General features: G+C 60.8%; 19 protein-coding genes. All 19 read right to left on the reverse strand.

Annotation, left to right across the window (positions count from 1 at the left end; genetic code table 11):
* Nucleotides 1–1,379, reverse strand: a 1,379-nt coding sequence (locus tag QZ378_RS01375) for a hypothetical protein (protein ID WP_291257064.1), incomplete at its 3' end; no start/stop codon positions are given.
* Nucleotides 1,372–2,079, reverse strand: a complete 708-nt coding sequence (locus QZ378_RS01380) for an ATP-binding cassette domain-containing protein (protein ID WP_291257065.1) — start codon at nt 2,077–2,079, stop codon at nt 1,372–1,374. The genes QZ378_RS01380 and QZ378_RS01375, both read right to left, overlap by 8 nt.
* 38 nt (nt 2,080–2,117) lie before the next feature.
* On the reverse strand, nt 2,118–2,288 hold the full coding sequence (locus QZ378_RS01385; RefSeq protein ID WP_162612513.1) for a hypothetical protein: 171 nt from the start codon (nt 2,286–2,288) through the stop codon (nt 2,118–2,120).
* A 53-nt stretch (nt 2,289–2,341) separates the two neighbouring features.
* Nucleotides 2,342–3,283 carry a hypothetical protein gene (locus tag QZ378_RS01390; protein WP_006573795.1) on the reverse strand — a complete coding sequence of 314 codons (942 nt, stop codon included), beginning with the start codon at nt 3,281–3,283 and terminating at the stop codon, nt 2,342–2,344.
* Between the two features lie 364 nt (nt 3,284–3,647).
* Nucleotides 3,648–4,172 carry a hypothetical protein gene (locus tag QZ378_RS01395; RefSeq protein WP_006573797.1) on the reverse strand — a complete coding sequence of 175 codons (525 nt, stop codon included), beginning with the start codon at nt 4,170–4,172 and terminating at the stop codon, nt 3,648–3,650.
* An 84-nt stretch (nt 4,173–4,256) separates the two neighbouring features.
* On the reverse strand, nt 4,257–4,790 hold the full coding sequence (locus QZ378_RS01400) for a sigma-70 family RNA polymerase sigma factor (RefSeq protein ID WP_006573798.1): 534 nt from the start codon (nt 4,788–4,790) through the stop codon (nt 4,257–4,259).
* A 1-nt stretch (nt 4,791) separates the two neighbouring features.
* Nucleotides 4,792–5,256 (reverse strand): zinc-finger-containing protein, encoded by a 465-nt coding sequence (locus tag QZ378_RS01405; RefSeq protein WP_291257066.1) that lies wholly within the window; start codon nt 5,254–5,256, stop codon nt 4,792–4,794.
* Nucleotides 5,257–5,702: 446 nt separating this feature from the next.
* Nucleotides 5,703–6,257 carry a hypothetical protein gene (locus QZ378_RS01410; protein WP_291257067.1) on the reverse strand — a complete coding sequence of 185 codons (555 nt, stop codon included), beginning with the start codon at nt 6,255–6,257 and terminating at the stop codon, nt 5,703–5,705.
* Between the two features lie 17 nt (nt 6,258–6,274).
* On the reverse strand, nt 6,275–7,795 hold the full coding sequence (locus tag QZ378_RS01415) for a S1 RNA-binding domain-containing protein (RefSeq protein ID WP_291257068.1): 1,521 nt from the start codon (nt 7,793–7,795) through the stop codon (nt 6,275–6,277).
* A 49-nt stretch (nt 7,796–7,844) separates the two neighbouring features.
* Nucleotides 7,845–9,836, reverse strand: coding sequence for a VirD4-like conjugal transfer protein, CD1115 family (locus QZ378_RS01420; RefSeq protein WP_291257069.1), 1,992 nt, complete (start codon nt 9,834–9,836; stop codon nt 7,845–7,847).
* 4 nt (nt 9,837–9,840) lie between these two features.
* Nucleotides 9,841–10,626: a hypothetical protein gene (locus QZ378_RS01425; protein WP_291257070.1), complete on the reverse strand. Its 786-nt coding sequence runs from the start codon at nt 10,624–10,626 to the stop codon at nt 9,841–9,843.
* Between the two features lie 540 nt (nt 10,627–11,166).
* Entirely contained in the window at nt 11,167–11,856 is a 690-nt protein-coding gene (locus QZ378_RS01430; protein WP_291257071.1) for a DUF6100 family protein, read from the reverse strand.
* Entirely contained in the window at nt 11,843–12,385 is a 543-nt protein-coding gene (locus QZ378_RS01435; protein ID WP_291257072.1) for a DUF5697 family protein, read from the reverse strand. The genes QZ378_RS01430 and QZ378_RS01435 overlap by 14 nt, the downstream gene beginning before the upstream one ends.
* The gene (locus QZ378_RS01440) at nt 12,346–12,999 is read right to left on the reverse strand and encodes an HD domain-containing phosphohydrolase (protein WP_291257073.1); all 654 of its coding nucleotides are present in this window, start codon (nt 12,997–12,999) and stop codon (nt 12,346–12,348) included. Before QZ378_RS01440 ends, QZ378_RS01435 begins: the two co-directional genes overlap by 40 nt.
* Before the next feature lie 50 nt (nt 13,000–13,049).
* Complete coding sequence (locus QZ378_RS01445; protein ID WP_291257090.1) at nt 13,050–15,587, reverse strand: hypothetical protein; 2,538 nt, start codon at nt 15,585–15,587, stop codon at nt 13,050–13,052.
* Nucleotides 15,532–15,981 (reverse strand): hypothetical protein, encoded by a 450-nt coding sequence (locus QZ378_RS01450; RefSeq protein WP_242963917.1) that lies wholly within the window; start codon nt 15,979–15,981, stop codon nt 15,532–15,534. Before QZ378_RS01450 ends, QZ378_RS01445 begins: the two co-directional genes overlap by 56 nt.
* Nucleotides 15,974–17,527 (reverse strand): NlpC/P60 family protein, encoded by a 1,554-nt coding sequence (locus tag QZ378_RS01455; RefSeq protein ID WP_291257074.1) that lies wholly within the window; start codon nt 17,525–17,527, stop codon nt 15,974–15,976. The genes QZ378_RS01450 and QZ378_RS01455 overlap by 8 nt, the downstream gene beginning before the upstream one ends.
* Before the next feature lie 60 nt (nt 17,528–17,587).
* Nucleotides 17,588–19,753 carry a hypothetical protein gene (locus QZ378_RS01460; RefSeq protein ID WP_291257075.1) on the reverse strand — a complete coding sequence of 722 codons (2,166 nt, stop codon included), beginning with the start codon at nt 19,751–19,753 and terminating at the stop codon, nt 17,588–17,590.
* A 65-nt stretch (nt 19,754–19,818) separates the two neighbouring features.
* The gene (locus QZ378_RS01465) at nt 19,819–25,416 is read right to left on the reverse strand and encodes a SpaA isopeptide-forming pilin-related protein (protein WP_291257076.1); all 5,598 of its coding nucleotides are present in this window, start codon (nt 25,414–25,416) and stop codon (nt 19,819–19,821) included.
* Nucleotides 25,417–25,484 lie beyond the last annotated feature (68 nt).

Consider the following 25,484-nt stretch of genomic DNA (forward strand, 5'->3'; position numbering starts at 1 on the left):
CCGGCCGTGTAGGGCTGCAGCAGGTAGTAGACGGTCAGGTAGTGGATGGAGAAGAAGGCGCTCATGGCCAGGATCGTGACCACCAGCACCACATAATTGAGGGGGTTGTCCGTCCCGCCTGAGACATAGAGGATCAGCGCCAGGCCGCACCCGATCACCAGCGCCGGCACGGCGTTGACCTTGATGATCTCCCGCAGCCGGATGCGAAACAGCCTGAGCACAAACCCCGGACGCTTGTAGAAGGAGTAGGTCAGAAGGCTGTGGTCGCAGTTCATGAACAGGGCCTGGGTAAAGCCGGTGCCCCGGTTGATGAGATACATAATGAAGGCAAAGTACGGCAGCCACGTCATGACCATCTCATTGATGTCCGCCTTGACGCCGGGCTGGATCACCATGAGCAGCACCGCGCCGCAGCAGAGAAACAGGCAGACATAGGCGATGCGCAGGGCGGATTTCCACAAAATCTTCCGGTGCCGTTTGACGAACAGGTCGTTGAGGAACTCGAAGCCCTTCTTTTGGCTGGTGATGGAGGTGTCGGCGGATATGTTCTTCTCATTGGCCGTCTTGACCGCCGCCCTGGCCTTGTCCATCTGGCCCGGAATCTGGGCCAGCAGCTCCTGATTCATCTCCCGGTAGTAGCGGAAGGTCACCACTCGCCTAAGGCTCAGGAGCCCCAGCGGGATCCAGACCAAGAACAGCGCCGCGGAGGCCCAGAGGGGCAGGACGAAGCCCACGGCGGGCGGCACATAGGCCAGGGCCAGCAGGAGCGCCGTCAGCAGCCAGGCTATCTTCTGGAGGTTATTCTCATTGCGGACATAGCCGTGCTTCTCATAGTCCCGCAGGGAGTCGGCGGCCACCGCCACCTTCGCGCCGGCGATGCAGACAGGGATCAGCAGGCACAGCCACAGCGGCACGCCCCGGTCCAGGCCAAAGAGGATGGTGAAAGGCAGGAACCCCACCACGACCTTCCCCAGCGCGTACCCGTAGTTAGACAGGGTGTAGGACCGGGCATTCATCCGCAGAAGGATCATGGCGTAGTACTTGTCCCGGGTGGGGTTGAAGAGGCTGGTGTTCATATACGAGCCGATCAGCGTCAGGAACAGCAGGATGTGCAGGAACCCGAGGCCCGCCGGCGTCCGCTCGTAGAGGAGCCCCACGCCGCAGACCATGGTGAGAAAGTAGAGGAACTTCCCCAGGAAGATGGACACGATCTCCCACAGCACCGAGAGGATGTTGGCGAAGATCTTCAGCCCCCGCACTTGATAAAGCCGGTCGGGCAGCACCCGTTTCAAAAGGGGGATCTGCTTGAGGGAGTGCAGGATGCCGTTGACCCGGTATGTATTTTTCAGGGCGAATGAGATGCGCAGTGTTTTAAGCATGGCTCTCCTCTTTCAGCGCCGCGATGATCTTCTCCTTGAAGGCGTGGTCGTCCAGGTTGGACTTCTCCACCACCTCCAGCTCCCCGTGGCTGAGCAGCACGATCTCGTCGCACAGATCCAGGGCCAGATCCAGGATGTGGGTGGAGAAAATGGTGATCCGCCCGTCTTTCAGGGACCGGAGCAGGTTCTTCATCTCCTCGGCCACCACCACGTCCAGGCTGGTCAGCGGCTCGTCCAGGAGCAGGATGTTGGGCTGGGCGATGATGTTGACCAGCATCTGCATCTTGTTCTTCATGCCGTGGGAGTAGTCCTTCAGGAGCTTGTCCCGGTCCTCCGGGGCGATGCTCATTTCCGCAAAGTATTCATCCAGGGGCCTGGGGTCCCGGATGGAGTCAGAATTGATGTCCACAAAGAACTTGAGAAACTCCCGGCCGGTGAGGAACTCCGGCACCGTGGGCGTGGAGAGGACATACCCGATGTCCTCCGCCGCCACCTCCCGGCGCACGCCGTTTTCCTCCAGGCAGAAGCTGCCGCTGTCGGCCTTGATGTCCCGGTTCAGGCAGTTGAAGAGCGTCGTCTTACCGGCGCCGTTTCGGCCTAACAGGCCGTAGATCCTCCCCTCCTCAAAGGTAAAGCCGATGTCCTTCAGCACCTCTTTCTGCTCAAAGCGCTTGGACAGGTGCTCAATGATCAATTTCATGGGTTACTCCTTGCAGTCGATTTTCTCCCAACGGTCTCTCACTGGATGCGAAAGCCGTTGGAGGTCTTCTGGAACACATACGCCAGCATGGCGTCGTGGTCGGGGAACGCCACCGGCTCAAACCCCTCCTCTGGATGGAAGGACACCACCTGGTCCGTCCAGTTGATCCAGAGCAGCTGGGGCGCCTGGGCGCCCGCGTCATCATCCATACTCGTTATTCTCCTTATTCCCTCTTGTTTCCCATACCGCTTAGCGATTTATCCTACATGGGCACGCTGCTGACCAGGCCCTCGATCTCCTGCCGCAGTCCGGCCCGCTCCCGCTCCGCCTGGTCCGCCATCTGCCCCAGGCGGTCCAGGACGGCGCAGATCTGCGCCCGGGTGTCCTCCACCTGGGCCTGGGCCTGGTTGATCCGGTCCAGCACCGCCCAGTCGGCGAAGATACCGTCGAACACATAGTCAGCAAATCGGAGGAAGCCGTCGATATTGACCTGGAAATCGGCGCTGATGGTCACGTCGGCCAGTTCTGTCCGGAAGGCGCGCAGCTGCGACTGCAGGTACTCCACCGCCGCCTGGGCCTCATCCAGCTTGCTGTGCTTGGCCAGGTCGGCGATGAGCCCGCCGCCAATCAGGTCCCAGGTGCCCCAGCCCTCCGCGCTGCTCAGGCTCTCCAGGATCTCATCGGCCGTCGCCAGGGCGCTCTGCCCGGCGGCGGACGCCTCCCCCAGCTCACGCTCCTGGCTCTCTAAGTAGGCCTCGCGCTCCTCCATGCGGAGGATCTGTTCCGCGGCCGCGCCGCCGGCGGCCTTGACCGCCTGGGTCTTCTCCCGGAGCAGCGCGGCGTACCGCTCCTCGCAGCCGTCCAGGGTGCCCAGTTCCGCCTGGCACCGGGCCAGATCCTCCTCCGCACCGGCCAGCTCCCGGGCCGCCGCGTCATACCGCACCCGGGCGGCGTAGGCCTCCTGCCGCTCCCGCGTCAGCTTTTCGTCCATCTTCCCTACCACGTTGTAGAAGAAGGCGGCCAGGCTCCGGCCCTCCAGCCGGTCCACATCCGCCTGCTCCTCCCGCATGGCCTCTTTCAGCTCCTCCGCCCTGGCGGCGTAGGTATCCCGCTGGCGCCGCAGCTCCGCGGCCGAGGCCTCCAGTTTCTTCTTGCGGGCGCACTGGGCGAGCAGCTCCTTCAGCTGCTGGTCATAGCCGTTCATCTCGTTTCGCTCCTTTCCCTTCCCAAGGCATCAATTCTCTCTGCAAAAGAGGGCTTCACCCAGCTGTGAAGCCCTCAGCCGCCGCCGGATCGGAATGGGAGCCCAACCCTTCAGGCGGATCTCTTTAAGGTCACCTGGACGCCCAGTGTCTGGGCGTAAGCGGGATTTTTTCGGAGGTTCTCCATCAGGCGGATCGCCAGGAGTCTCGTTTTTGGATCCATCGCCGTCACCTCGCTGCGCAAACTTCACAGGAGCATCTGCTCTCTCTGCTTACCCGTATTCTACCATCCCGCACCAGCGGCTTCCAGCATCGGTTTGGCAAATTAGGCCCCTCTATTTCCACTGCCGCGGCAAAATACCCGGTTCAATCCCGCTCCGCACGCCGGCGCTCATATTCCTCATACCGTTCAGCGTCAATGGCGCCGGTGGCCAGCATCCGCTCCGACCACAGCTGCAGCGTCTCTACCGCGATGGAGATGCGCTCCAGCTCCTCCCGGATGCGGATGAAGTCCTCAAGCTCGTCGTCGCTGATGACGCCGTCGGCGGTGATCTCGATCAGCCGGTCCTTGCGCCGGTTCATGGAGTTGAGGGAGGCCAGCATTTCCAGGACGATCTGGGAGAGGTCCTTGATCTTCACCTCCGGCACATACTCCTGCCCGATGGGGCACTGATTGGCGCAGTAGTAGTTGCAAAGGCCCGGCTGCTTGTACTTCTCCGCCATGGTCAGCACCTCGTCCGGGTGGGGCAGGGACCGCTCGTTCTCGATCTTCTCGATGCGCTCGGGCGGAATGGACTCCAGCAGCTCGCCGGCGGCCTCCCGGGTCAGGTGCATGGCCTCCCGGGTGGTCTGATAGATGTTCTTATTCTCTCTCGTGGATGCTCTCCCCATGGCCGAAACCTCACAAACACAAAATCTAAGTGCCATTATAGGTGGTTCCGGCCGGAAAAGCAATTCCCATTTCTCACCTGCCCATCACTCTGAAGCGCCGAGGGCCTTGCGGGCCCTGGACACCCACGCCGTCACATGGTTTGCCGGCACGCCGAACATCTCCCCGATCTCCCGGTTGGTGTACCCGTCCATCAGCATCCGGATGGCCTGGAACCCCTTGGCCGTCACGCCGGCGGCCCCGGCCTCCGCCCGCTCCAGGCGCGCCAGGAGCGCCGAGCAGGCTTCCCGCTGCTCCGGGGTATCATCGTCCAGCACCGTGCAGGGCAGCTCGGCAGGATCGGTGGCAACCTCCCGCCCCCGGCGGGTGGCGCGCTCCAGTTCGGTATAAATCTCATTGCGAATGAGCCGGTAGGCGTAGGTGGAAAAGGCCACCGTGTGCCCCGGCTTGTCTGTCTGGGCCGCCTTGCAAAGCCCCAGGCAGCCGATTTGGAACAGGTCGTCGTAGTCGAACATGCTCCCGGTGCCCAGGGTATGGACGCAGTCCTGGATCACCTTGCCCACCAGTCCCATGTTCTCTTCTACCTTCATCCGCTGCTCCTTCGTAAGCGGCGACAGCATATCATGCACCTCCTGATACTTCTTTCAATTTGTTTTGCTGCTCCAGCCGCTCCTGGAGCAGTTTTCTACTTTCATCAATAACCACCTGACAGTAATACTCGCCCAGATGCCCGATGTGGGCGTGGGCCATAGGCGCCTGCACGGTCATGGCCAGCCACTGGTAGGCGTCCCGCTTGCTCATGAGTCCGGACTGATACAGTTTGTTGAACTCCCGATGCGCGGCATAGCGCAGCTGCCGCAGCTTCGGCCCGGCCAGGCTCCCCATGGGCTCCAAGGTACCCGGGTGCGCCATCACATAGGAATCACATGCCGGGTACCGGGAGCAGACATAGGCCATCGCACCCGGCCGGTGCGTCCTGCAAAGGCCCTCCGCGCTTCGAAGCACCGCGGGGCTGCCGCAGTGGCAGCGCAGGCGTCCGGCGCCGGGCAGCACCCCTGTCCGGCTGCGTCTTGATCTCTTGCTCACCTTGTATCCCACCTTTCCGGAAGAGATCTTCCATAGTTCCTACTCGCACCGGCCTTGTCACAGCCGGCAGAAAAACAAAAAAGGCCGGAAGCCCGCTGAAAAAAGACAATGCAGAGCCAGGCGCTGGAGTATTGGTGTCGCATCCAGCCATTGACTCTGCACTGTATTTCAGCGGCCTTCCGGCCACATATTTTATCAACAAGACCTGCGCTTTGTGGGGCCGCGGGACAGCGGCTCCGTCACGATTCCCCGCCTGCACCGGCAGGTCTGACGCCAAGGCGCCCCGGCGTATCGAGAGCCTGCGCGCAGTATCTTGCTACAATGAAATTATAACAGGATGCCGGCAAATAGTCAATGAAAAAACGCAGTTTTGCCGCGATTTCCGCCACTTTTTTGCCCATCTCAGTCTGGGAGATTTTATCTCAGTCTGGGGCGGTTTTTGCCGGTCAGTACTGCTCCTCATCCTCCTCCGCCCACTCGTCGTAGTCGGCCTGCTGGCGGCGCCGCTTGGCGAAGTAGAGGGCCACGAGGCCGCCGATCCCGCAGGCGAGGCCGATGAAAAACACCACCATAGGAGCGATGGGGACGCCGGCAGGCTCTCCGGCGGGGACCTGCTCCTGCGGCTGCTGTACCTGTCCGGAAGGCTGCTGGGCTGAGCTGTCCGGCTGCTGCTGGGTATCAGGAACCTGCTCTGCGGGCGGGTCAGGGATGGGGACGGTGGAGTTGATGCAGCTGAGGGTGTAGGTGGTGCTGCCGCCCAGATCCATGGTCAGAACACCAGTCTCGTCCACTATGATGGGGGCCGGGAAGACACCGGCGTCGGTGCGCAGCTCAAACTCCACGCCTGCCCAGCGCGTGCCCAGCTGAAGGACCAGCTGGTCGGGCTGCTGGGTGATCTTCGGCTCGGTGCCGTCCGTATCCGCGAAGGCCGTGGTGCAAAGGCACATGGCCAGGCACAGGGCGGTCAGGAGGGTCACCCGGAGCCGTCTCTGGATCGTCATGGTCCGCTCCCCTCCCCTCAGCGCGTGGTGGACATGTGGGTGATGACGCCCCAGATCCGGTTGTTCTCGTGGTTGATGCCCAGGATCCGCACCGTCGCCCTGGCGCCCCGGGGCGGCCGGCCGCGCTTGGGATAGGTACAAAGGCAGTCGATGCCGCCGTCCAGGGACACGAACACGCCGTTGAGATCGACCATGCTGACGGTGCCCACATAGCGGTTGCCCACCACATACTTCTTCAGCGCCTTCTCATAGGGGTTCTCCATCGCCTGCTTCACCGAGGCGGTCACCCTGGGACGGCTGCGGTCGCTGCGGTCCACCTCCAGCACCCGCACCAGCACGCGCTGGCCGGGCTGATAGTGCTGCGCGGCGTCCACCCAGCGCTGGTAGGACAGTTCCCGGAGGGGGATATAGCACTCCGCGCCGAACAGGTCCACAAAGATGCCCGCCCGGATGACGGAGATGACCCGTGCCTCGGCGCGGATGCCCTCATAGATCTGGTAGTTGCCGTCCCGGTCGGTACGGAAGTAGTACTCCCTGCGCTTGAGCGCCATGGCCTCCAGCCGGCTGGCCGCCACCACGTTGTGTTCCTGGTCGATGCCCTTGACGATGTAATCCACCTCCGCGCCCAGCCGCTTGTTGAGCAGGTAGTGGAGCACGTCGCCCTTGGGCTGGCCGCGGTAGTCCTCCGGCTCCTCGATGGCCTCCAGCACCGGGATGATGACCTTGAAGTCGCCGTGGTAGATGACCGCATAGGACATCTCCGGGTTATCCGCCAGCCGCTCCACGCCCTGGATCGCACCGGTGAGGATCTTCTTGCTCTTGAGGGACTCCACCAGGTCCAGCAGGTCGTTGCGCAGCCGGTCCGTATCCGTCTCCACCGTCCGCTCAGCGTCGATGGATACCACCCGCTGGCGGCGCCTGCCCGGCATGCGGAGTTTCTGGGGCTGACCATCATTAGGCTGATCCTCTTCAGAGGGTGCTTTATCATCCTCGTCCTGCACCTCTGCCGTTTTCCTGCGGGAGGTCCGCCTGCGTCGGGGCGCGACAGGCGGCTCGGCGTCCCCTTCAGCCGCAGCGTCCCCTTCAGACTGGGGCATGGCTTCGTCGTCCGGTTCCGTTTCCGGCTCAGTCTGGGAACCGAGATCGGCCGTGGGATCAAATGCCTGGCCACCGCCGGGTTCTTCAGCCGGTTCCAGGTCAGTCTGGGAACCGGCATTCGAGTCGGCGGATTCCATGTCAGTCTGGGAGGAAAAGGTTCCTTGGCCAGACTCAGACTGGCTATCCGGGTCCCATTCCGGGTCAGTCTGGGGCGGAGCTGCCTGGCCATCGGGATCGTCGCCCGATTCCAGGTCGGTCTGGGGCGCGTCGGGATCCAGGCTCTTGGCAGCCGCCAGCTCCAGGTCCGTCACACCGGCATTGGCCACCTCGCCGGGCGGCGTTTCCTGGTCAGTCTGGGGGACGGGATCAGACTCAGTCCCGGTGGTTTCCGGCTCCGCATCGGGAGCCTGTTCCTCAATCTCTTTCTTGGTTCTTGCCATGGTATGGGTTCCTCCTTTGGTTGATGATGTGGGTTATGGGGGCGGACAATTAAAAATCCGCCGGCGGCCGGGAGCTCTCGTAGAGCGTCTTGGGCCGTTTGGCGGGCTTTGCGGGGAGTTCCGAGGGCTGACCGCCGGATGACGGCGACTTTGGGACGGGCGCCTTCGGCTTTGCCTGTGGCGGTTTCGCTTTAACGGGCGGCTTTGCGGCGGCGGCAGGCGCCGGTCCGGGCGGTTTGTCCATATCGGGTTCAGCAGGCATGGACTGAGCCGGTGGCTCCGGCGGCTGAGCCGGCGCCGGGTCGGTTTGGTAGCGCTGGATACTGGTGCGCTCGCACTCTTTGGCATAGGGATGCTCGGTGAAGTCGAACTTCTTGGCCCGGAGCACCTTCTGGCCGCGCAGGATGATCAGCAGCTCATCATTGGGCAGCCGAAGCACCTCGTCCGGGGTCAGCACCCGCCGCCGGCCGATCCCCTCCGTGTAGCGGTACTGGGGGATGACCTGCGCCAGGGCGAGGCTCTGCCGTGTGGTCATGGTGGAGTTGACCTCTACCGTCATGTCCCCGCTGCGGGCGCTGAAGTACTCCGCAGTCACGTCATCCGTGGCGCCCAGCATGATCTGGGTGTCGGCGTTGCCCAGCAGCTCCGCCCACAGGTTATTTGGGTAGCGGTTTTGCAGCTGGGGAAGGCTTTGCGAGCACATGATGACCTGGAGCGCTCTCGACCTGATGGTGGACAGCCGCCTGCCGAAATCCTTGATGGTGCCGATGTTGTTCATCTCGTCCAGGATGATGTTGACCGGCACCTTACATCGCTGTTCCGGGGTGCTGTCGGCGTAGCGCACGAGCTTGATGAACAGGAAGGCGAAGAACAGGGCCGACAGGAACTCCAGGGAGGAGTTCTGATCATCCAGGATGATGTAATAAGCGCACTTGCTCCAGCCCGGCTCAGACAGGTCGATGTCGGAACTGCGGGTGATCCGCCGCACAGCCTCGCTCTGGAGCACCTGGAGTCTGGTGCCAAGGCCCAGGACGATGCCTGCGCGCACGGTGTCGCTGGCCTGGCTGAACAGGCTGTACGGCCCCTTGGCCGGATGGCCGATGGGCAGCCGGTCAAAGAGCATGGTGAGTTCCTTCTCCGTGTGCTGAGTGAGCATCTGATAGACGGCGGCCAGGTTCCGCTCCTCCGGCGTGCGGGTGCTGTCCAGGTCCACATAAAGGATCAGGCTCTTGAGCAGATTGCTCTCGCCGTTGTCCCAGAAGTGGTCGCCCTTCTCATCCCCCTTCGTGTTGGAGATGATCACGTCGGTGAGGATCTGGGCCATGAGTGTGTCGCCGCCCAGGTCGAACATGCAGTTCCAGGAGTCGCTGTACTCCGGCTGCAGGAGGTTATAGACCCGCACCTTATAGCCGTGCTTCTTGAATAGCTCCGCCGTGTCGGCGAACATCTCCGACTTTGGATCCGCGACCACCACCGACTCGCCGCGCCGGATGCTCTGGAACAGGGCCGGCCGGATGACGCCCCTGGACTTCATGGTGCCGCTGGCGCCGAAGACGGCGATGTGCTTATTGAGCCGGGTGTCCTCCGGCAGGCAGATGACGGAGCCGCGCTCCGTCTTGCCCAGGATGATCCCCTTTGCACGCTCCGGACCGGCCACCTCCAGCACGGAGCGCATCTCCTTCTCGCTCATCCAGCCGGATGTGCCGTAGGTGCCCCGCTTGCTGCGGGTAAAATTGCGGGGGTCGTAGTCGTTGCTCCCAAATCGGTTTTGGAGCCGGACGAATGCGAACAGGCCGCCTGCCAGCACCGCCGTGAAGAGGGTGCATTTCAGGCCGCTCCCCGTCATGGCGCTGCGCCAGCACGCAAGGGGCGAGAAATAGATGGTCCCCATGGTGGCCTTGCCGGTCATGCCGCCGTCGGCCAGCCACTTCTGGTAGCCAATGGTGAGCTGGCTGATGAGGCCGCCCAGATAGAGCAGCGCCGCCACACCCAGGATCACGGCGAGGACGATCCCCGCTGCGCGCACAGATTTACTTTTCATCGCATCAACTCCCTTCGTCTGCCCCCTCCCCTACTCTGAGTCCGAGGGCATCTTCCAGATCCGGCAAGCCGATCTCCCGCAGCTGCGCCCGACCGCCTATGTACCTGTCCACAAACTGACTCTGCCAGGGGTAGCACAGGATTTCATACGGCGCGCCGCTGTACTCCAGCGCCTGCCGCACCCGCACCAGTCGGGCGATGTCGCCGTCCAGGTGGGAGAGGATCAGAGTGTTCCCATCCTGTGCATCATACTCCATCACGCCGGGCATCCTCACACGCATCCGCTCCGGGAATACCGCGGCAAGCACCTGCTCATGCCAGTCTGGGAGCGTCAGGAGGCGCAGGAGGTGGGTGCCCTGCTCGGTCATGGGGATAAAATGCACATGGGGATAGATCCGGTCAAAGCGCAGCTCCATGCGCCGGCTCTTGTCGGACTCCAGCAGGGTCTGCAGCGCCAGGTCCATATGTTCCCCCAGCAGGATGGCATGGTCTGCCCGGGCGGGGCCCGCATTCATGCGGGCCAGCTCCTCCAGGTGCCGGGCGGTCTTGAACTCGCCCATCCCGCTCCACTTCATCACGGCGTCCCTTGTGTTGTAGACGGCGTAACAGTACCCCGGGCTGAAGATGGCGCCGGTGAGGCGGGTGAAGATGGTCTTGTTCATCTCGGTATTGTCCAGCTGCTTGACCGATTTTGCCGGGTAAAAGCAGGCATATGCCGGCACGACCTGCCGGATCGCCTGCTTCTGCAGGGGCGGCAGCAGGAAGGGGCGTGTTTCCACTCCGGCCCCCATACAGATTGCCACCGATTCCGCGACCCGATGATTTCGCTCCACATGGCTTACACTCCCGGAAAAGCGGTGACCGCCGGTGGCGGCAAGATACCAGCTGAGGGCTGCCGGGTGCAGGGCCTGCAGGAGCGATAGGGCGCTCTTATACAGCCGGATCGTCCGCCTGTTCCCCCTCCCGCTGGTGGTGAGCATTTTGCAAGTGCCGAGGTCTGCCCCGGCGGGGGTGCGGAAGTGCTGCACTACCTCCAGCCTTCTGACCAGCTCCTCCAGCGTCCGAACACTCCCCAGCAAGTACAGGGAGCGATGTGGGTATTCGCCGCAAATGGCCAGTAGGAGGAGCAGACGATAGACATGACTGCCGGGCCGTAGCGTAATCATCAGGACTGCCCGGCGTCGTCAGATTTTAAGGCATGGCTGTTTCTCTCTTTGCCGTAAAACGGCTCCATGTCATGCTTGGGAACCCTTGTCTTTTCGGGGATTTTGCGTCGTTTCGGATTTACGTGTGCTTGAGGCCTGGAAACGGGCTTAAATTCCCGTATCTTTTTAGGTCCATATTTCGCTCGTTTCATATAGCTTCTCCTCCTCCAAATCGTCTGTCTGTGCCGCTTCCAACCACATCGGGAACCGGCTGGTAGGAACTACATAGATCTCCGTGCAGTCCACCTCCCCGGCGGCGCTGCAGTAGTAGTGGGCACATCGCCGTGGGGCATCATCTGGCAGCAGGTAGAGTGTAATGATATCGGTCACCATGTTGACCTCGATGTTGTCATGGTCGCGGTAGGCACGCTCCGGGCGGTCGTGTTGATACACATGCCGGTAGGCCAGCACGCAGCTGCGGTAAAGCGCCGGCGGCTTGCCGTCAAAATACCGGCGCAGGGCGGGATAAAGATACTGCTGGATATAGATCGGCGAGCCGCTTCCCTTCTTCGGCAGAAGTGCGGGGATCTTCAGCACGAACCAGCCCCGTCTGGCATAGCCCATCTCAATAGGCACGGTATCCAGCAGCATCTGTTCTGTCAGCTCTGTCGCCTTCGGATGCCCGGTATAGGCTGGAAGTACCCGTGCAAGCAGGGCCAGCTTTTCCACCTCTGCAGAAAAAGCAAAGGCAGATCCGAAAGCACCTGCCATGTCCTCCTGCTCCAACAGGCGGCGGGTACGGGTAAGCTCTATGGCCGCACGCTCCATCCGGCGCTCGGCCCCAGCCAAAGCCCGTCCAAAATCAGACTGTGCCATCCCCACCGCCCTCGCTCTCTGTGTAAAATCGCACATTGGGCACCTCCTGACCGTTGTAGTCTACTGTGGCAAACAGGCACGGGACATTCGGCAGCACCAATTCCTGCGCCATGCGGATATGGGGCAGGACAAAGATGTACCGCAGATCCTCCTGTGGTTGAAGCAGGCGGGCCAGATGCTGCTCTCCATCATAAAGGACCACGATCTCATAGCCGATGTCCTCCTTGAGGAAGAAGATTTGTGACGGATAGGTGGCCGGATAGTGGGCCATGGGTTCCACCTTATCAATGAACTGCAAAAGCACCCATACCGCGAGAATCATGCGCGGATCTGGCTGGCACATGGGATCGACACCCAGATAGTACCCGCCGGAGATGTCGTAAAGCAGTACGTCACGCTTCAATCCCCGAATGATCTTCTCAGCCGTCTGGGGCGGCTTATCCTTCAGCAGGCGGACGACCTGTGTGTTGGTCAGGGCCCCATACTCTGTCAGCCAATGGATAATGTACTGTTCTTCCTGCAACAGCATAGGCCGGTCTCCCTCCTTCCTCTATGTGTATAATCGGTGGGAATGCGTATTTTGCTTGTTATGTGCATTTCCTTTCGGTACAGCTCCAGAGCTTGCGGAATGTTGTCCAGCAGGAGCCTTACGTACTTGGCGTCCAGCTTCACGCCTGCAAGGCCGGACATATAGGTACCAGTCCGGCGGATGCTCCACGGGCGCTTATAGGGCCGTGGCGAGAGCAGTGCATCAAAGACATCGGCTACCGCAACCAGTTTCGCATGGGGATGGATCTCACTCCCACGAAGGCCAAGATAGCCGCTACCGTCGAGGCGCTCATGGTGCTGCAGCGCCACGGCCGAGGCTGTACGCATGGTCTCGTGGGTATGGCTCAGGATATGTGCGCCGACGGTGGTGTGCATACGCATGAGCGCACGCTCCTCCTCGGTCAGGGGGCCAGGCTTGAAGAGGATATCGGCAGGGATGGCCGTCTTGCCAATATCGTGAACAAGAGCGGACTGCGTAACTGTTCTCACCTCGGAGTCCGGCAGGCTGGCTAATCTGGCCAGCAGTTCGGAAAGTGCCGCTGTTCGACGGCAGTGGGCCTGCTCTGCAGGAGGCAAAGGTGCGGGAAGATTCATATTGCTGCCCTCCTTATTTGAAATAATATGATACTCTTTCGGATCACCATTTACGGGCTCTGCGTGTCCGGCTGCTGGTCAAGGCCTTCCTCGGCCGCCTTACACTCCGGCACGGCAGTTGCATCTGCGGTATCGGCTACCGCTTTCAGTTCGTTCAGCATGGCCTCCAGCTCGGCCCGGTCAGTGGTGATCATCTGCTGTTCTTCTCGGGATGCTTTGATGATGACAGGCACCTTGTTGCTGTTGCTGGAAATGAGAGCCTCGCCGCGTTCAAACTGGGTAATGCTTCGGATTTCCGTCCTTGTGAGTTTAAGGACGTCCTTGACATATTCGGCTTCATCCGGCTCCAGGTTCAGGATAATCTTGGTTTTGGAGTTATTAAGGATTGCTCTGCCGTATCGGCCGTCCTCCAGGCCAAAGAAATCGGACAGGTCCTGCGTCGCTGCCAGGGCCCCTCCTCCATAACCCCTTATAATTTTGAAGATCTCCAGGCAAAATTCAGCCGCCTGCTTGTTGGCAGCTCCGCCGATCAGTTTCCAAATCTCGTCGATGAAGATCATCTTGCGCTTGGTGCGGTCTGCCTTGACCTGGTCCCACACATAATCCAGCGCAATCATCATACCGACCGGGAGCATCTTGCCTTTCAGTTCCGAGATGTCCAGCACCACATACTTGTTGTCAAGGTTAACGTTGGTTTGCCTATTGAAGCTCTGGGCGCTGCCGGTGACGAACCTGCTGACGATGGTGGCAAGGCGGGCGGTCAGCGGGCTCTCCTTGAGCACTTCATAGAGGTCGCCCAGAATGGGCATGGTCTTGACCTTTCCGCTGCCGGGATCCTCATAGATGGAACTGTTGTCGTGGGTGATGCCGAAGTTGGCGTAGGTTTTTACCAACGCCTCGTCCAGCAACTGCTCCTCTTCATTGGACATATCCGGAATCAGGAGGGAGAAGAAGATCATCAGCTGCTGGATCTTTTTCGCCAGCATGGAGTCGATATCGCTGTAATCCAGCTCGTCGATCAGCTCCATCTCCGGTGTGAGGGTGGGCCGGATCTCCATGACGTTGATGCAGGCGCTTGAGCCGGGTGCCAGTTTGATATAAGTGCCGCCGATTTTATGGCAGGCTCGCTTGAACTCATGGCCCTTGAGGGGCGCCAGGATGTAACACTGGACGCCGCGCATTCTTAATCGTAATGCCATCACTTGCATAGTAAAGGTCTTGCCGGCGCCAGAGGTGCCGCAGATGGTATAATTGGCGTTCTTATTGACCTTGGTGTTGAAAGGGTCAACGATGCACAGGGAGTTGTTGTGCCGGTTGAGGCCCAGCAGGATACCGTTGTCGTCCGAGAGCTCAAAGCTCGTGAACATATAGGTGGATGCAGCCCCGGACGTGAGCACGTTGCGCTTGGACTTGCGCTCCAGGCTGGGGTCGAGGTAGAGAAACGGCATAGTGGAGCGAAGCGCCGCCTCCTGCTGAAACAGGCAGTCCCCCACCTGGATGTCCATGGACTTCATCAGGTCGGTCATCTGCTGCTTGCGCCACTGGAGCTCGTCAAGGGTGGGGGCAGACACTGTAATGAGCACCGTCATATAGAACAGGTCCTCATTCCGGCTGGACAGGCCCTGCTTGATGTAGTAGCCTGCCTGGATGGAGCCGGCAAGCTCCTCATAGTCCGTGGATGTGTCCTGCAGTTCCCGCAGCTTGGTGCGGTTGAGCCGGATGCGCTGGGCCACCCGGTCAATGGTCTTGCCGCGGATCTCCCGGCGAAGGTGCAGATCCACATCGACGCCTTCGCCTGCATTGATCAGGGAGGACATCCAGCCGCCCCGCACCTGCTGCGGGAATCCGCTCTTGCGGATGTAGAGGTAGGTGTAGTACATACCGTCCATGACGATATAGCCCGGATGGCTCAGATCGAGGCCTCGGGGCGCCACGAAATTGACGGCCCGGATCTTTGGCACGGGATCCACGCCTACCACCCGCTTCTTTGCCGTCATGGCATCCACCACTACGCGGTTGAGCCGGCTCTGAAAGGGGTCTTCTACGCAAGAGCGGCGGTTGAAGTACATATAGAGGATCTCCGCCACAAAGGCGTCTTCATCCTTGGGCTGCACGATACTGTTGCCGCACTGGGCGAAGTAGGTCCTGGCGTTCTGGGTCACCGTCTGAAGGGCGGCGTAGACCTCCCCGTAGTCGGTGTCTGACTGCCGGCGCACCGCCTCATACTGAAAGATCAGGAAAAACCGGCGGGTCAGGGCCTCCCGGCTCCCCTCCTCCTGGATGAAACGGATGGTGCCCTCGCCCAGTTCCCGGCAGGCGGCAACATCTTCCTTTTCAATGTCCGCCTCCAGGCCGGCCACATAGCGGTCTGAGTCGGCCTTGCGGGTGACGGATTTGAACTGCAGGCGCATGGGCGAAATCTTGAGCCAGCTGGCAAAGGTGGAGATGATGCCCCACTGCTCCTCATTGGAGCGGAGCAGGAAATTGATGGGCTCGATCTCCAGGATCTTCAGGTAGCGGCCGTCCGTGGTTTCAACGATGCCGTTTCGCAGGTCTTTGATCGGGATGTAGTCCTGGACGAACTCCAGGCGCTCGGCCTGCCTTCCCCGGCCAGGCGGAGCCTTTCGCCCCCGGGTGTTTCCTGTGCGTGTCTGATGTGCCATAGTGATAACCTATCCTCCTGTAATGGAGCTGGCGACGCCGCATCCAGAACAGAACGATGTGTGTGGCAAATTGGAGCAGGGAATCGCCGCCGATCCCCATGAGCGCGAATACTCCCATCGGCAGCAGCGTCATGGTCATCACCACGACCTTTGCTGTGACCGGCAGGTGCATCCACATCAGTTCTGGGTAGCCCACAAGCAGAAGCAAAAACACAGCCTCTATCGTGTTGCGGGTCTCCAGCATACCGCCCAACAGCTTCCCGGAATCGGTGTAGTTGGGCGGGATCGTATAGACATTGCTGAACTCTCGGTCATCCACTTGCGCCGGCCTCCTCCACATCAAGCGCCGCCGGGACAAGGTCGCCCTCAAGGTCAACGTCGTTCCTGCGGCGGTACTGGGTCACATAATCGGGTGAGTTGAGGACCACCCCTGTTCCGCTGGCGCAGTGGACCCAGAGCTTATTTCCGTCGACGTCCTCGCCCGCATAGAGCAGGACATGATTGACCGGGACGGTGCCGGGCACCGCCATAAAGCCCAGGTCGCCGGGCAGCAGTTCCTCCTCGGTGATGGCGTGGGTGGCATCCCACTGGTTCCATGTCCCGTCGTAGAGGGTGACGCCAAGCGCCGTCTGATAGACCCATTCCGTGAACCCCGAGCAGTCCAGCCCGTAGGGGCGGATCGTTCCTGTGCTGCTGGAGCCGGCGGAAGTCACCAGCTTTGGCGTGTTCCACTCGCTGTTCCAGCCGGGGGCGCTTTTCCCGCCCCAGAAATAAGGAACACGGCCCACCAGGGACAGGGCGCAGCGCATCAGCTCCTTCCGCTTGCCGCTGCAGTCCAGGCTGGCCAGGAACAGGTTCAGTTCCGCATCACTGATCGGCGGCACGCTCCCGTCGCTGGCGGTTCCGTACATGGTCATCTTCAGGGCATTGGACATATTGAGGATGGCCTCGCCATAGGTGATGCTGAATTGGTCATAGGTGGCGTCCACATCCACTCCGAAGGCATCCAGGATCACGGACTGGTCGAAGGGATGGATGGTGCAGACGACATATTCCACCGTCTCCATTTCCGGCTCCTCTTCCGATTCCGAATCACTGCCCTCCCCCGCCTCATCTGTATCTTCCCTGCTCTCTGCCGGGACCTGCGCCTCCTTTACCTCATAGGTCACGCGATACATCTGATCGGCCACCGCATTGAGTTTGCTCTGCAGATCCGCCTTTGTGGTGCCGCGCTGGCCCATGGACGCGGAGTAGGCCGCCAGGGCGTAGCAGGTGTCGTAGTCCGCGGATACGAGGGCGTTGTTGACCAGCGCCTCCATGGAAAGCTCATAGTCATAGCCGCCGTCCGCGATGATTTGATCTACCCTGGCCAGGGCGGCATCATAGCCGGCCTGGATACAGTCTGACACCACGGCGGACAGGTCATCGAAGTTTGCGGACACCTCCGTCGGCCCGTTGGGATCGACGGTGGATGGATCAGTGTGGAAAATGTTGTTGAACACGATGGAGGGCAGGGACACCACCGCGATGATAATGAAGAGAAGGAACAGGCAGATAAAAATGAGGATCTTGAACAGAGTGTGCCGGAGCGACCAGGCGGCGGACAGAACGGCGCCCCAAGGGCCGCCGACTGCGGTGCCCGCCGCAATTCCTGACACCGCTTTGCCAGCCTCTACTCCTGCTTTCACCGTCGCTGCGGCCGCATTGGCCGCGGCCTCACCCGCAGCGGAGCCTGCAGCTCCAGCGGCGCCGGCGCCGCCGGCGGCGGAACCGAACTGCCGCGCCGCCTCGGCGGCCTGCCGCATGCCTTGCAGGTAGTTGTCCTGCCCATCGCCGAAGCGCTGTTCTTCAGACAAGGGGATCACCTCGCTTCTGGTAAAAGAGGCGGGCAGACGCGCCCGAAGATGGATGCGTCTGCCCGCAGATCAGGGTTTCTTCCGATTGGGCGGCTTGCGCTCCGTCACAGGCCGCTTTTGGGGCTGCGTGTGGCGGGACGGCGTTGATTTGTAGCGCATAGTCTCCACCGTCGTCGTCTGCAGCTTGTCGCCATCATAGACCGGCCTGCCGTCCTCATAGACGGGGCGACGCTCCACAGCGGGCGTGCCGGGGATGGCGTACCACTGGCTGCCGCCGCTGTCTTCAAACACATGGTAGTCGCCGCGTGGCGCCTGATACATGGTCCGGTCGTAGAAAGCCGTTCCGGTGCCGTCCTCGTGGCGCACCTCCAGAATACCGTCGGCGGACCGGGAACCGTCCACAGACACCACCGGCTGGTCGAAACCAGGCATGAACTGGCCAAAGAGCGCCGCGTTGTACTGGGCAGACGGGCTCAGACCACCACCCGACGGCGCCGGTGTCTCCGGCTCGAACTCCGGGACTGCTGCAGCCGGCGTCATCGCGTACCAGCTCAGGCCGTCCGCACCCTGGATAACCTCATGGGGCGCATCCGGCTCCTGGAAGTAGGCGCTGTTGTACCAAAGGCTGTTCCCGCCATCCGGGTAACTGGCCTCCAGAGTCCCTTCGTCCACCTGCCGCAGCAGGGTGCCGTCCGGTGCGCTGGGGAATGCCTCGGCGACCTGGGCCGCCTCGGACACATCGCCAGTAAAGGTGGGCGTGGCATAGAAGGCGCCCATGCCCTCCCCGGAGGCAACCTGATACCACTGACTCCCGTCGGCGGCCGTGACCACTGTGTGCGGCGTGCTTGGCGCCTCATGCTGGGCGGTACTGTATAGGTCTACCTTGGCCTGCCGCCCATCCGGCGCGGTGGCGGTGGTACTGATGTGCCCGCCGGTGATCTGGGTGCCGGAATAGGTCATATTGGCCGCGGCTCCACCCGCCAGCTGGGGCATATAGCCCGGAATGCTGCGGTCGGCGATCTCTCCGCCGATGGTGCCGGAGACGTTGGGCGGCCGCGTGGCCACAGAAGATATGGAGTTTGGCGTCAGCGTGGCACCGTTGCGGGCCGCCATGCCGCCGAAGGCCCTGCCCACGAAGCCTACGCCGCCGCCCGCGCCCATCCGGCTCCCGCCGTCCACCACGGCATCGCGGACAAAGCTGTTGGGCCGGTATCGGTTCATGAAGCCGGACAGGATCCCGCCGGCGGCGACACCGCCGGCCGTTCCGGCAGCAGCAGCACCGGCGCCGCCCCGCGCTCCCCCTCCGAATACGGAAGCGGCATTCCCGCCTCCGCCTCTGGAGAAGCCGGTCAGCACCCGGGCAGCCATCAGCATCTCCATGCCCATACTGCTGCCCGTCTGGGCCACAGACAGGCCAAGTGCCGCCAGATAGCTGTCGCATTTCTGGGCAATCTTCAGCAGCGCCAGGGCACAAAAGAGCCATAGGAAGATATTGCCCTGGCCATTGGTCAGCGCGCCGCCGTTGGCAATGAACTGGCCGACCGACGAGTTGAAGGCGCGCAGGAACCACACATTGAGTACCAGGAGCAGCAGCTGGGAGCCGACCATCCGGCACCAGCTCTGAAAGACCCGCGAGGTAGCTTTGGACGCGCCCATGGCGTAGGCAAGCGGCGAGGTATAGCAGAGAACGCCCACGAGCACGTACCGCTCCACAGTTTCCAGGAGCAATTTGAAGTAGTTCCAGGCCAGGGCGATCATCAGGATAATCAAAAGGATCAGGCCGACCACCGTGGATACTGAGACGAGGGTGGTCAGCCCATTGGTGAGCGCCTGCTCGATCCCCGCGAAGGTAAAGTCGCCGGGATCCAGCGTGGAGTCCATGAGCGCCGTGTACGGCGCCCGCGCGATGTCCAGGGCGAGGCTGAAGATGGGTTTTGCATAGGCGATTAAAAAGCCGAAAATCGCGCCCCGCGCCAGGATGGCGAGAGGGTTCTCCGTCTCCGCCAGCGGGCCGCTGAAGGCGCGGAAGATCTGCCAGACCGCCACCAGAAAGAGCAGCGCCCAGGCCGTGTACTGGATGATGGTGTAGGCACTGACAGCGAATGGGAAGTACTCCTCCATCGCGGTCATGTCCGTGCCCAGCGCCCCAATGAACACCCCGGAGATGGCATCCATGATCTGGGTCATCACGCTGGCCACCCAGGTCGCTATGCCCTCAAAGATCCAATCTAACATGGTTTCGTTTCCTCAACATGGATGGGGGCGGCACAGAGGCCGCCCCCATCATCGGTCGGTTGTGCTTAGTAGCCTGTCCGGGGCAGGGTCGGGACCGGGCCGCCGCGGTAGATGATGGTCACCCACCGGTCAGTCGCCTGGATCCACTGATTCCGCCACATACCGCCCACATCGCACTTGTTGGCGAAGCGGTATTCGTGGGGCAGGTCGGACAGGACATCACAATAAATGTACGGAGTCTCCACCTGCCGGAAGCCGCCGGGGACACGGCCGAACAGGAAGGTGACCTGGGTCACATACTCGTTGGAGGCCAGCCCAAGCGCCGCCGGGGAGGCGTCCAGGGTATAGTTCTGCAAGGTGTTCAGGTTGTCGGCCAGCACCCGCTGGGTGTTGGAGAGGTTGGTCTGGAACACGACTTTGTAGTTCAGCCGGGCCGAATAGGTGCCAGTGATGATCTTATCCAGCCGCACGGCATCGGTCGGCAGCGTGTCGCGCCAGTAGAAGCTGTCCAGCGGAACGGTGGAGTTGTTGGCGATGTCCTTGAAGGTGTAGCGGATCTCCTGGCCGGGCACGACTTCTGTGTAGCCGCTCTTGCCGATGGACACATTGGTGTAGACGCTCTCGTTGAGGAACTCGATCTGAACAATCTGGCCCTCATGCTCCAGATACACCGTCACTTCTTCCTCGCTGACGGAGTAATACTGGGGACTGGACACTTCCTTCACGATATAGCGGCCCAGAGGCAGCGGCTTAGACACCGCAAGTCCCCTGCTGTTGCTCTCGATGGTATCCACAAGGGCATTGGCTTTGTTGTAGATCTCAAACACCGCGCCTTCCAGCGGGGTCCCGGCCGGGAAGCCGTTGATGGCATTGTCGTCCGCGGACTTCTTCCAGATCTGGATCTGGGCTGTGATGGGCGTGTTCTCCCACTCGATCTCGGTGGTAGCCCCGTCCCGGATATAGACGGTCTTCAGCTCATCATCCACCAGGTAGCCTTCGTTGTCCAACTCTCGGACATAGTAGCGCCCGCTGGAGAGTCCCTCAACATAGACATAGCCCCGGTCATCGCTGACGTATTCGCCGATGGGGTTTTTACTGCTGTCATACACCAAGAAATGCGCGCCATAGATCCCTTCTCCGGTGGTAGAATCGACCTTATGGATGAGAAGACCGCTGAACGCCTCATTCTCAATGCGGATAGAGATGGTCTTGCCGTTTTCAACCTCGAAATAATGCGGCGTATCGTCTAAGCGATACCCCTCCCCTGCCTCGATCTCAACGGCGTAGTAGGCGCCGTTCTCAAGAGCGCAGAACACACGGCCATTTTTATCCGTCGTGACGGTGTCGATCAGTTCATCGTCGATCTTTCTAATTTCAAAGGTCGTGTTCGGGATCCGCTTGCTGGTTCGGTTGGCATCAACCTTCAGGATCTCCACACCGCCGATGGGATCGTTATACACCGTGATCGTCTGGGTGTCCTCGGGGTTGACCTCCACCGTCTGGATGCGGGTTGCCTCGTCGATGGTGTACCCCTCAATCGTCTTGGTCTCCTTGATCACGATAGTTCCAGTCACGCCGCTGATGCGGATCTCGCCGTTCTGGTCGGTCGTGTAGAGGCCCTTGCTGGAAAGGTGCCCGTTGGCGTCGTCCACATAGCCCCCGTCCGCATAGGTCAGTTCAAACTCCACCCCGGCCAGAGGCTCATGGGTTTCGGAGTCCAGTTTCCGGATGACGAGGGTGCCCTGCTTGCTGTTGTAAAACCGGAGGATCTGCACCTCGCCGGCCTTGATTTTAATCGACTTCGGGGCGCCGTCCAGGACGTAGCCCTCCAGCGTTTTGATCTCCCGGGCGGTGACAGTGGTACCGGGCTCCAGATCGTCGATCACGATTCGGCCCGCCTCGTCAGTGATATATTCGCCGTTGGATGGACCGACCACCGCGCCGGAGCTGTCGGTCACCAGGAAGGTAACGCCCTCCAGAGGCGTAGTAGTGCCTTCGATGTACTTCTCAATGACGAGGGTCGTCGAGGGGGTATTGGTAAAGTAGAGCGTCTGTGTGTCGTTGGGATTGACCTGGACGGTCTGCGTCTGATGGGCCGGGTCGATGGTGTAGCCGGGGATGGTCTCCACCTCCGTCACCACCAAGGTACCCACCACCCCGTCGATCTGGATATTGCCGTCCTTGTCCGTCTTGTAGAGGCCATTACTTGAAATGTAGCCGTTCTCGTCGGGGACAAATTCGCCGGTAGAAGTAGTGACCTTGAACGTTACTCCCTCCAGCGGCTCCCCTGTCAAAGAATCCCGCTTGTCGATGACCAGGGACCCGGCCTTGGAGTTGGTAATGACCACCGTCTGAGTATCGCCGCCCTCTCCAATGACCACATTGGTGGAGGGGGCGTCCATCACATAGCCGGACGGGCTGCGGATCTCAGAAATGACGTATGCCCCGGGGGCCAGATTAGTGATGCGGATTTCTCCATTGCTGTCGGTCGTAAAAATACCGTTCTGGGTGAGGGTGGAATCACCGATCACCCCATCCAAGCCCACCTCGCAGCCGGCGGCGGTTGTAACTCTGAACTCCGCACCGGGGAGGGGCTGCTTTGTGGCGCTGTCCCGTTTCTGGATGATCAGCTCGCCCTTGGGCTGGTTCTTAAAGGTTAATGTGACAGTTCTGCCCTCTTTAATCTGCACCGTCTGACTCTGTGTGTCGATGATATAGCCCGGCGGCGCGGAGACCTCCGTGACGATGACGCTCTTGCCGGGGGCCAGACCCTCAATTCGGATCTCACCGTTTTCATCTGTCCTAAAAATGCCGTTGCTGTCGCCGATGAGGGTGCCGTCCGCATAGGTGACTTTGAACTCGGCATTAGGAAGGGTAACGCTGGGGTTGGTGGCGCAGACCTTGCGGACGAGCAAAATCCCGTCCGGCATATTCTGGAACCTCACGGTGATTACGGACTGCTCGCCGCTGTCGGCCAGGTAGACCGTCTCAGAGGACTGGATAATGCTGTATCCATCCGCCGGATCCACTTCTTCCAAAATATAGGTGCCCGCAGTGAGGCCGGTCCAGATGGCGGTGCCGTTTTGCCCGGTCACTTTCTGCCCGATGATGGTTCCTCCGGTGCCCGAGGTACCACCCAAAAATCTCAGTTGGAAGGTGGCCCCAGCCAAGGCTTCACCGGTGACGGAATCATACTTCTCGACAATAATTGCGTTGAGCGGCGTATTCTCAAAACGCACCGTCTTGCTCTCGCCGCCGTGGAGGATGACTGTCTGGCGGGTGGGCTCCTTCATCTGGAACCCAGGGGCAGGCTCAACTTCCTCGATGGTAAACTCGCCGGGGTACAGTCGCTGGCCCTGCTCGTGGAGCTTGATCTCGCCGTTGGCATCGGTGACGATCTCGCCATAGTCGATGGTGGCAGGTGCATCTGCGGCTTCGCCATTGCTGGCATAGGTCACGTGAAAACGCGCCCCCTCAACAGGAGCGCCTGCAATACTGTCCACCTTATAAATGGTGAGTTCCGGGGCCTTGTGGTCCTTGAACGTCACCTCTTTATCATCGCCGGCATTGAGCGTGATCGTCTGCTCCCGGTCTGCGTCCTTATCGGGGAGGTAGTAGGGGGCCGGAACGGACAGCTCTGTGATTTTGTATGTGCCCGGCTGAACCCGCAGGGTGACGGTGCCATCCTGGCCGGTGGTCACATCATGCTGATAATCGCCGTCGATTGCCTCGATCCGAAAGACGGTGCCGGGGATCGGGGTGGTAGAGTCCGCGGCGTCTACTTTTGCAATCGTCAGCTCCGGCTGCTTGAGGTTATCAAAAATCAACTGACGGTCATCGCCGGGGCCCAGCCAGATGGTCTGAGTCGGCTCCGCCGCCACCACATAGGGGTCCGGGACGGAGATCTCCGTCACCTCGTAGCTGTCAACGGGGAGGCCGGTCAGGGTCGCGGTGCCGTCCGGCCCGGTGGTCACATCCATGTGGTAGCCGTAATGAATGCCAGTGATTTCAAACACCGCGCCGGGGACCACCTCACCCGTCTGTCCGTCCCGCTTGAGGATGGTGAGGGTCGGAAGCATCTGATCCACCGCTGTGACAGTGACGGTGCCGCCGCCGTCCACAGTGGCCTGATCCACATGGGCGATGACCGGCTGCTGCAGTTTGGCATACGGGGCCGGGACAGATACCTCGAAAAAGGCGTACATCCCCTCGGTGACATTGGGAACGATGATGCTGCCGTCCGCGTCGGTGGCCTCCGTGGCAATCACCTGGGCGTCTTTGACCACATTGAACACGGCGCCCTCGATGGGGTTGTCTGAGTCGTCCAGCTTGATCAGCTGAACTTTGACCTTGGCGTCGTTTTCAAAAATCAAATCGACATCATGCTTGCCGTCCCAGTAGAACTCCTGGCGGACCTTGTCAGGATCACTGCTGGTGGTGTACCCATTCGGCGGGGTCACCTCAGACGCGACAAAAGAACCAATAGGCATGGCATCCCAGGGCACGTCCTCCAGGTAGCCCCCTGCGCCGGTGATGTACGTGCCCACGAACTCATTGTCCACGCCCTCGATCTTGATGACCGCGCCGGCCAGGCCCTTGGTGGGATCATCGGCATCGACTTTGCGGATGCTGCCTTCGCCCGTACGGATAGGGGTGTCAGTGAAGGTCACAGTTGCAGTCGTTTCACCAGTAGCGCTGGGCAGAACGACATACTGAGGGCCGGCATTGTCGATTTGGTAATTATCCGGCGGATCCAGTTCCGTCACAGAGTAAGTCGAGGCCTCCAGATTGGTGATCGTCACAGTTCCATCACTTCCGGTGACGACTTCCTGGCTAAAAGTGCCGTTGGCATTCTGCACCAGGAACCGGGCGCCGGGGAGCGCAAGGTTGGGATTGGTCGCATCCACCTTTTTGACGGTCATCTGGTACCGCTCCCGTGTGACGGTCAAGTCGCCAATGATGATGCTCTGAACATCATAGGCCGGATGCTGGGCGGAACCGGGGCCGGCGTAGTCGTACTCGTAGACTTTACAGTCGCCCCAGACGCCCTGGGCTCCCAGATCCAAAATATACTGCGCCCGGTCGCGCAGAGTGGTCCCGTCTACAACGTCGTCAATACTGGTGTAGTTGGTGTGCTCCAGATTGTTATAAACGTATAGCAGCTCCTCGGCGCAGGCAGCTACCGGATCAGAGAAGAGATTCTCCTGATAGCGCCACACCACCGCCTGCACCCAGGCGTTCATGGTCCAGGTATAGTCGCTGCTCCAGACCTCGTCCACCCCCAGGGCGCGGGCCTGGTCCGTGAAGATCCCGCGGCTGTGGGCATAGAAATACGCCAGCATGGTCTTCACGGTGGGGTCGGTAATTTCCCTGGGATTGTTCCATTCATGCCCCTCAAGTGACCAGCCCATGCCGCCTCCGTGATCGGCACAAAATCCCATGACGGTGTCACCGTTGTAGTCGAATTTCATCTGGTGCAGCCAACAGGTGCTAAGGGCAGCAGACTCATAATAGACACCGTTATGCGTGCAATCCTCCATAACGATGGTATTGGGGCCGGCCGCGAAAGCGGTGCTGGGCAGGAGTCCGAGCATGCAGATCAGCGCCAGCAGGATACAAACGAGGCGCTTTTGCGCAGCAGGAAATTGTTTCAGTTTTTCCATGCAGATAAACTCCTTTTCTCGAAAATTGTGTAAGAAAAAAGCCTCCCAGCTGCTGCTGGAAGGCTTTC

This window comes from Flavonifractor sp. (assembly GCF_019422385.1).
Classification (GTDB): Bacteria; Bacillota; Clostridia; order Oscillospirales; family Oscillospiraceae; genus Flavonifractor; species Flavonifractor avistercoris.

Coding starts and splice junctions, on each gene's coding strand:
- QZ378_RS01460 (WP_291257075.1), bottom strand. CDS start 19,753: ATGTTAGATTGGATCTTTGAGGGCATAGCGACCTGGGTGGCCAGCGTG.
- QZ378_RS01385 (WP_162612513.1), bottom strand. CDS start 2,288: ATGGATGATGACGCGGGCGCCCAGGCGCCCCAGCTGCTCTGGATCAAC.
- QZ378_RS01390 (WP_006573795.1), bottom strand. CDS start 3,283: ATGAACGGCTATGACCAGCAGCTGAAGGAGCTGCTCGCCCAGTGCGCC.
- QZ378_RS01420 (WP_291257069.1), bottom strand. CDS start 9,836: ATGAAAAGTAAATCTGTGCGCGCAGCGGGGATCGTCCTCGCCGTGATC.
- QZ378_RS01425 (WP_291257070.1), bottom strand. CDS start 10,626: ATGGGGGCCGGAGTGGAAACACGCCCCTTCCTGCTGCCGCCCCTGCAG.
- QZ378_RS01465 (WP_291257076.1), bottom strand. CDS start 25,416: ATGGAAAAACTGAAACAATTTCCTGCTGCGCAAAAGCGCCTCGTTTGT.
- QZ378_RS01435 (WP_291257072.1), bottom strand. CDS start 12,385: ATGCTGTTGCAGGAAGAACAGTACATTATCCATTGGCTGACAGAGTAT.
- QZ378_RS01430 (WP_291257071.1), bottom strand. CDS start 11,856: ATGGCACAGTCTGATTTTGGACGGGCTTTGGCTGGGGCCGAGCGCCGG.
- QZ378_RS01415 (WP_291257068.1), bottom strand. CDS start 7,795: ATGGCAAGAACCAAGAAAGAGATTGAGGAACAGGCTCCCGATGCGGAG.
- QZ378_RS01395 (WP_006573797.1), bottom strand. CDS start 4,172: ATGGGGAGAGCATCCACGAGAGAGAATAAGAACATCTATCAGACCACC.
- QZ378_RS01440 (WP_291257073.1), bottom strand. CDS start 12,999: ATGAATCTTCCCGCACCTTTGCCTCCTGCAGAGCAGGCCCACTGCCGT.
- QZ378_RS01410 (WP_291257067.1), bottom strand. CDS start 6,257: ATGACGATCCAGAGACGGCTCCGGGTGACCCTCCTGACCGCCCTGTGC.
- QZ378_RS01400 (WP_006573798.1), bottom strand. CDS start 4,790: ATGCTGTCGCCGCTTACGAAGGAGCAGCGGATGAAGGTAGAAGAGAAC.
- QZ378_RS01380 (WP_291257065.1), bottom strand. CDS start 2,079: ATGAAATTGATCATTGAGCACCTGTCCAAGCGCTTTGAGCAGAAAGAG.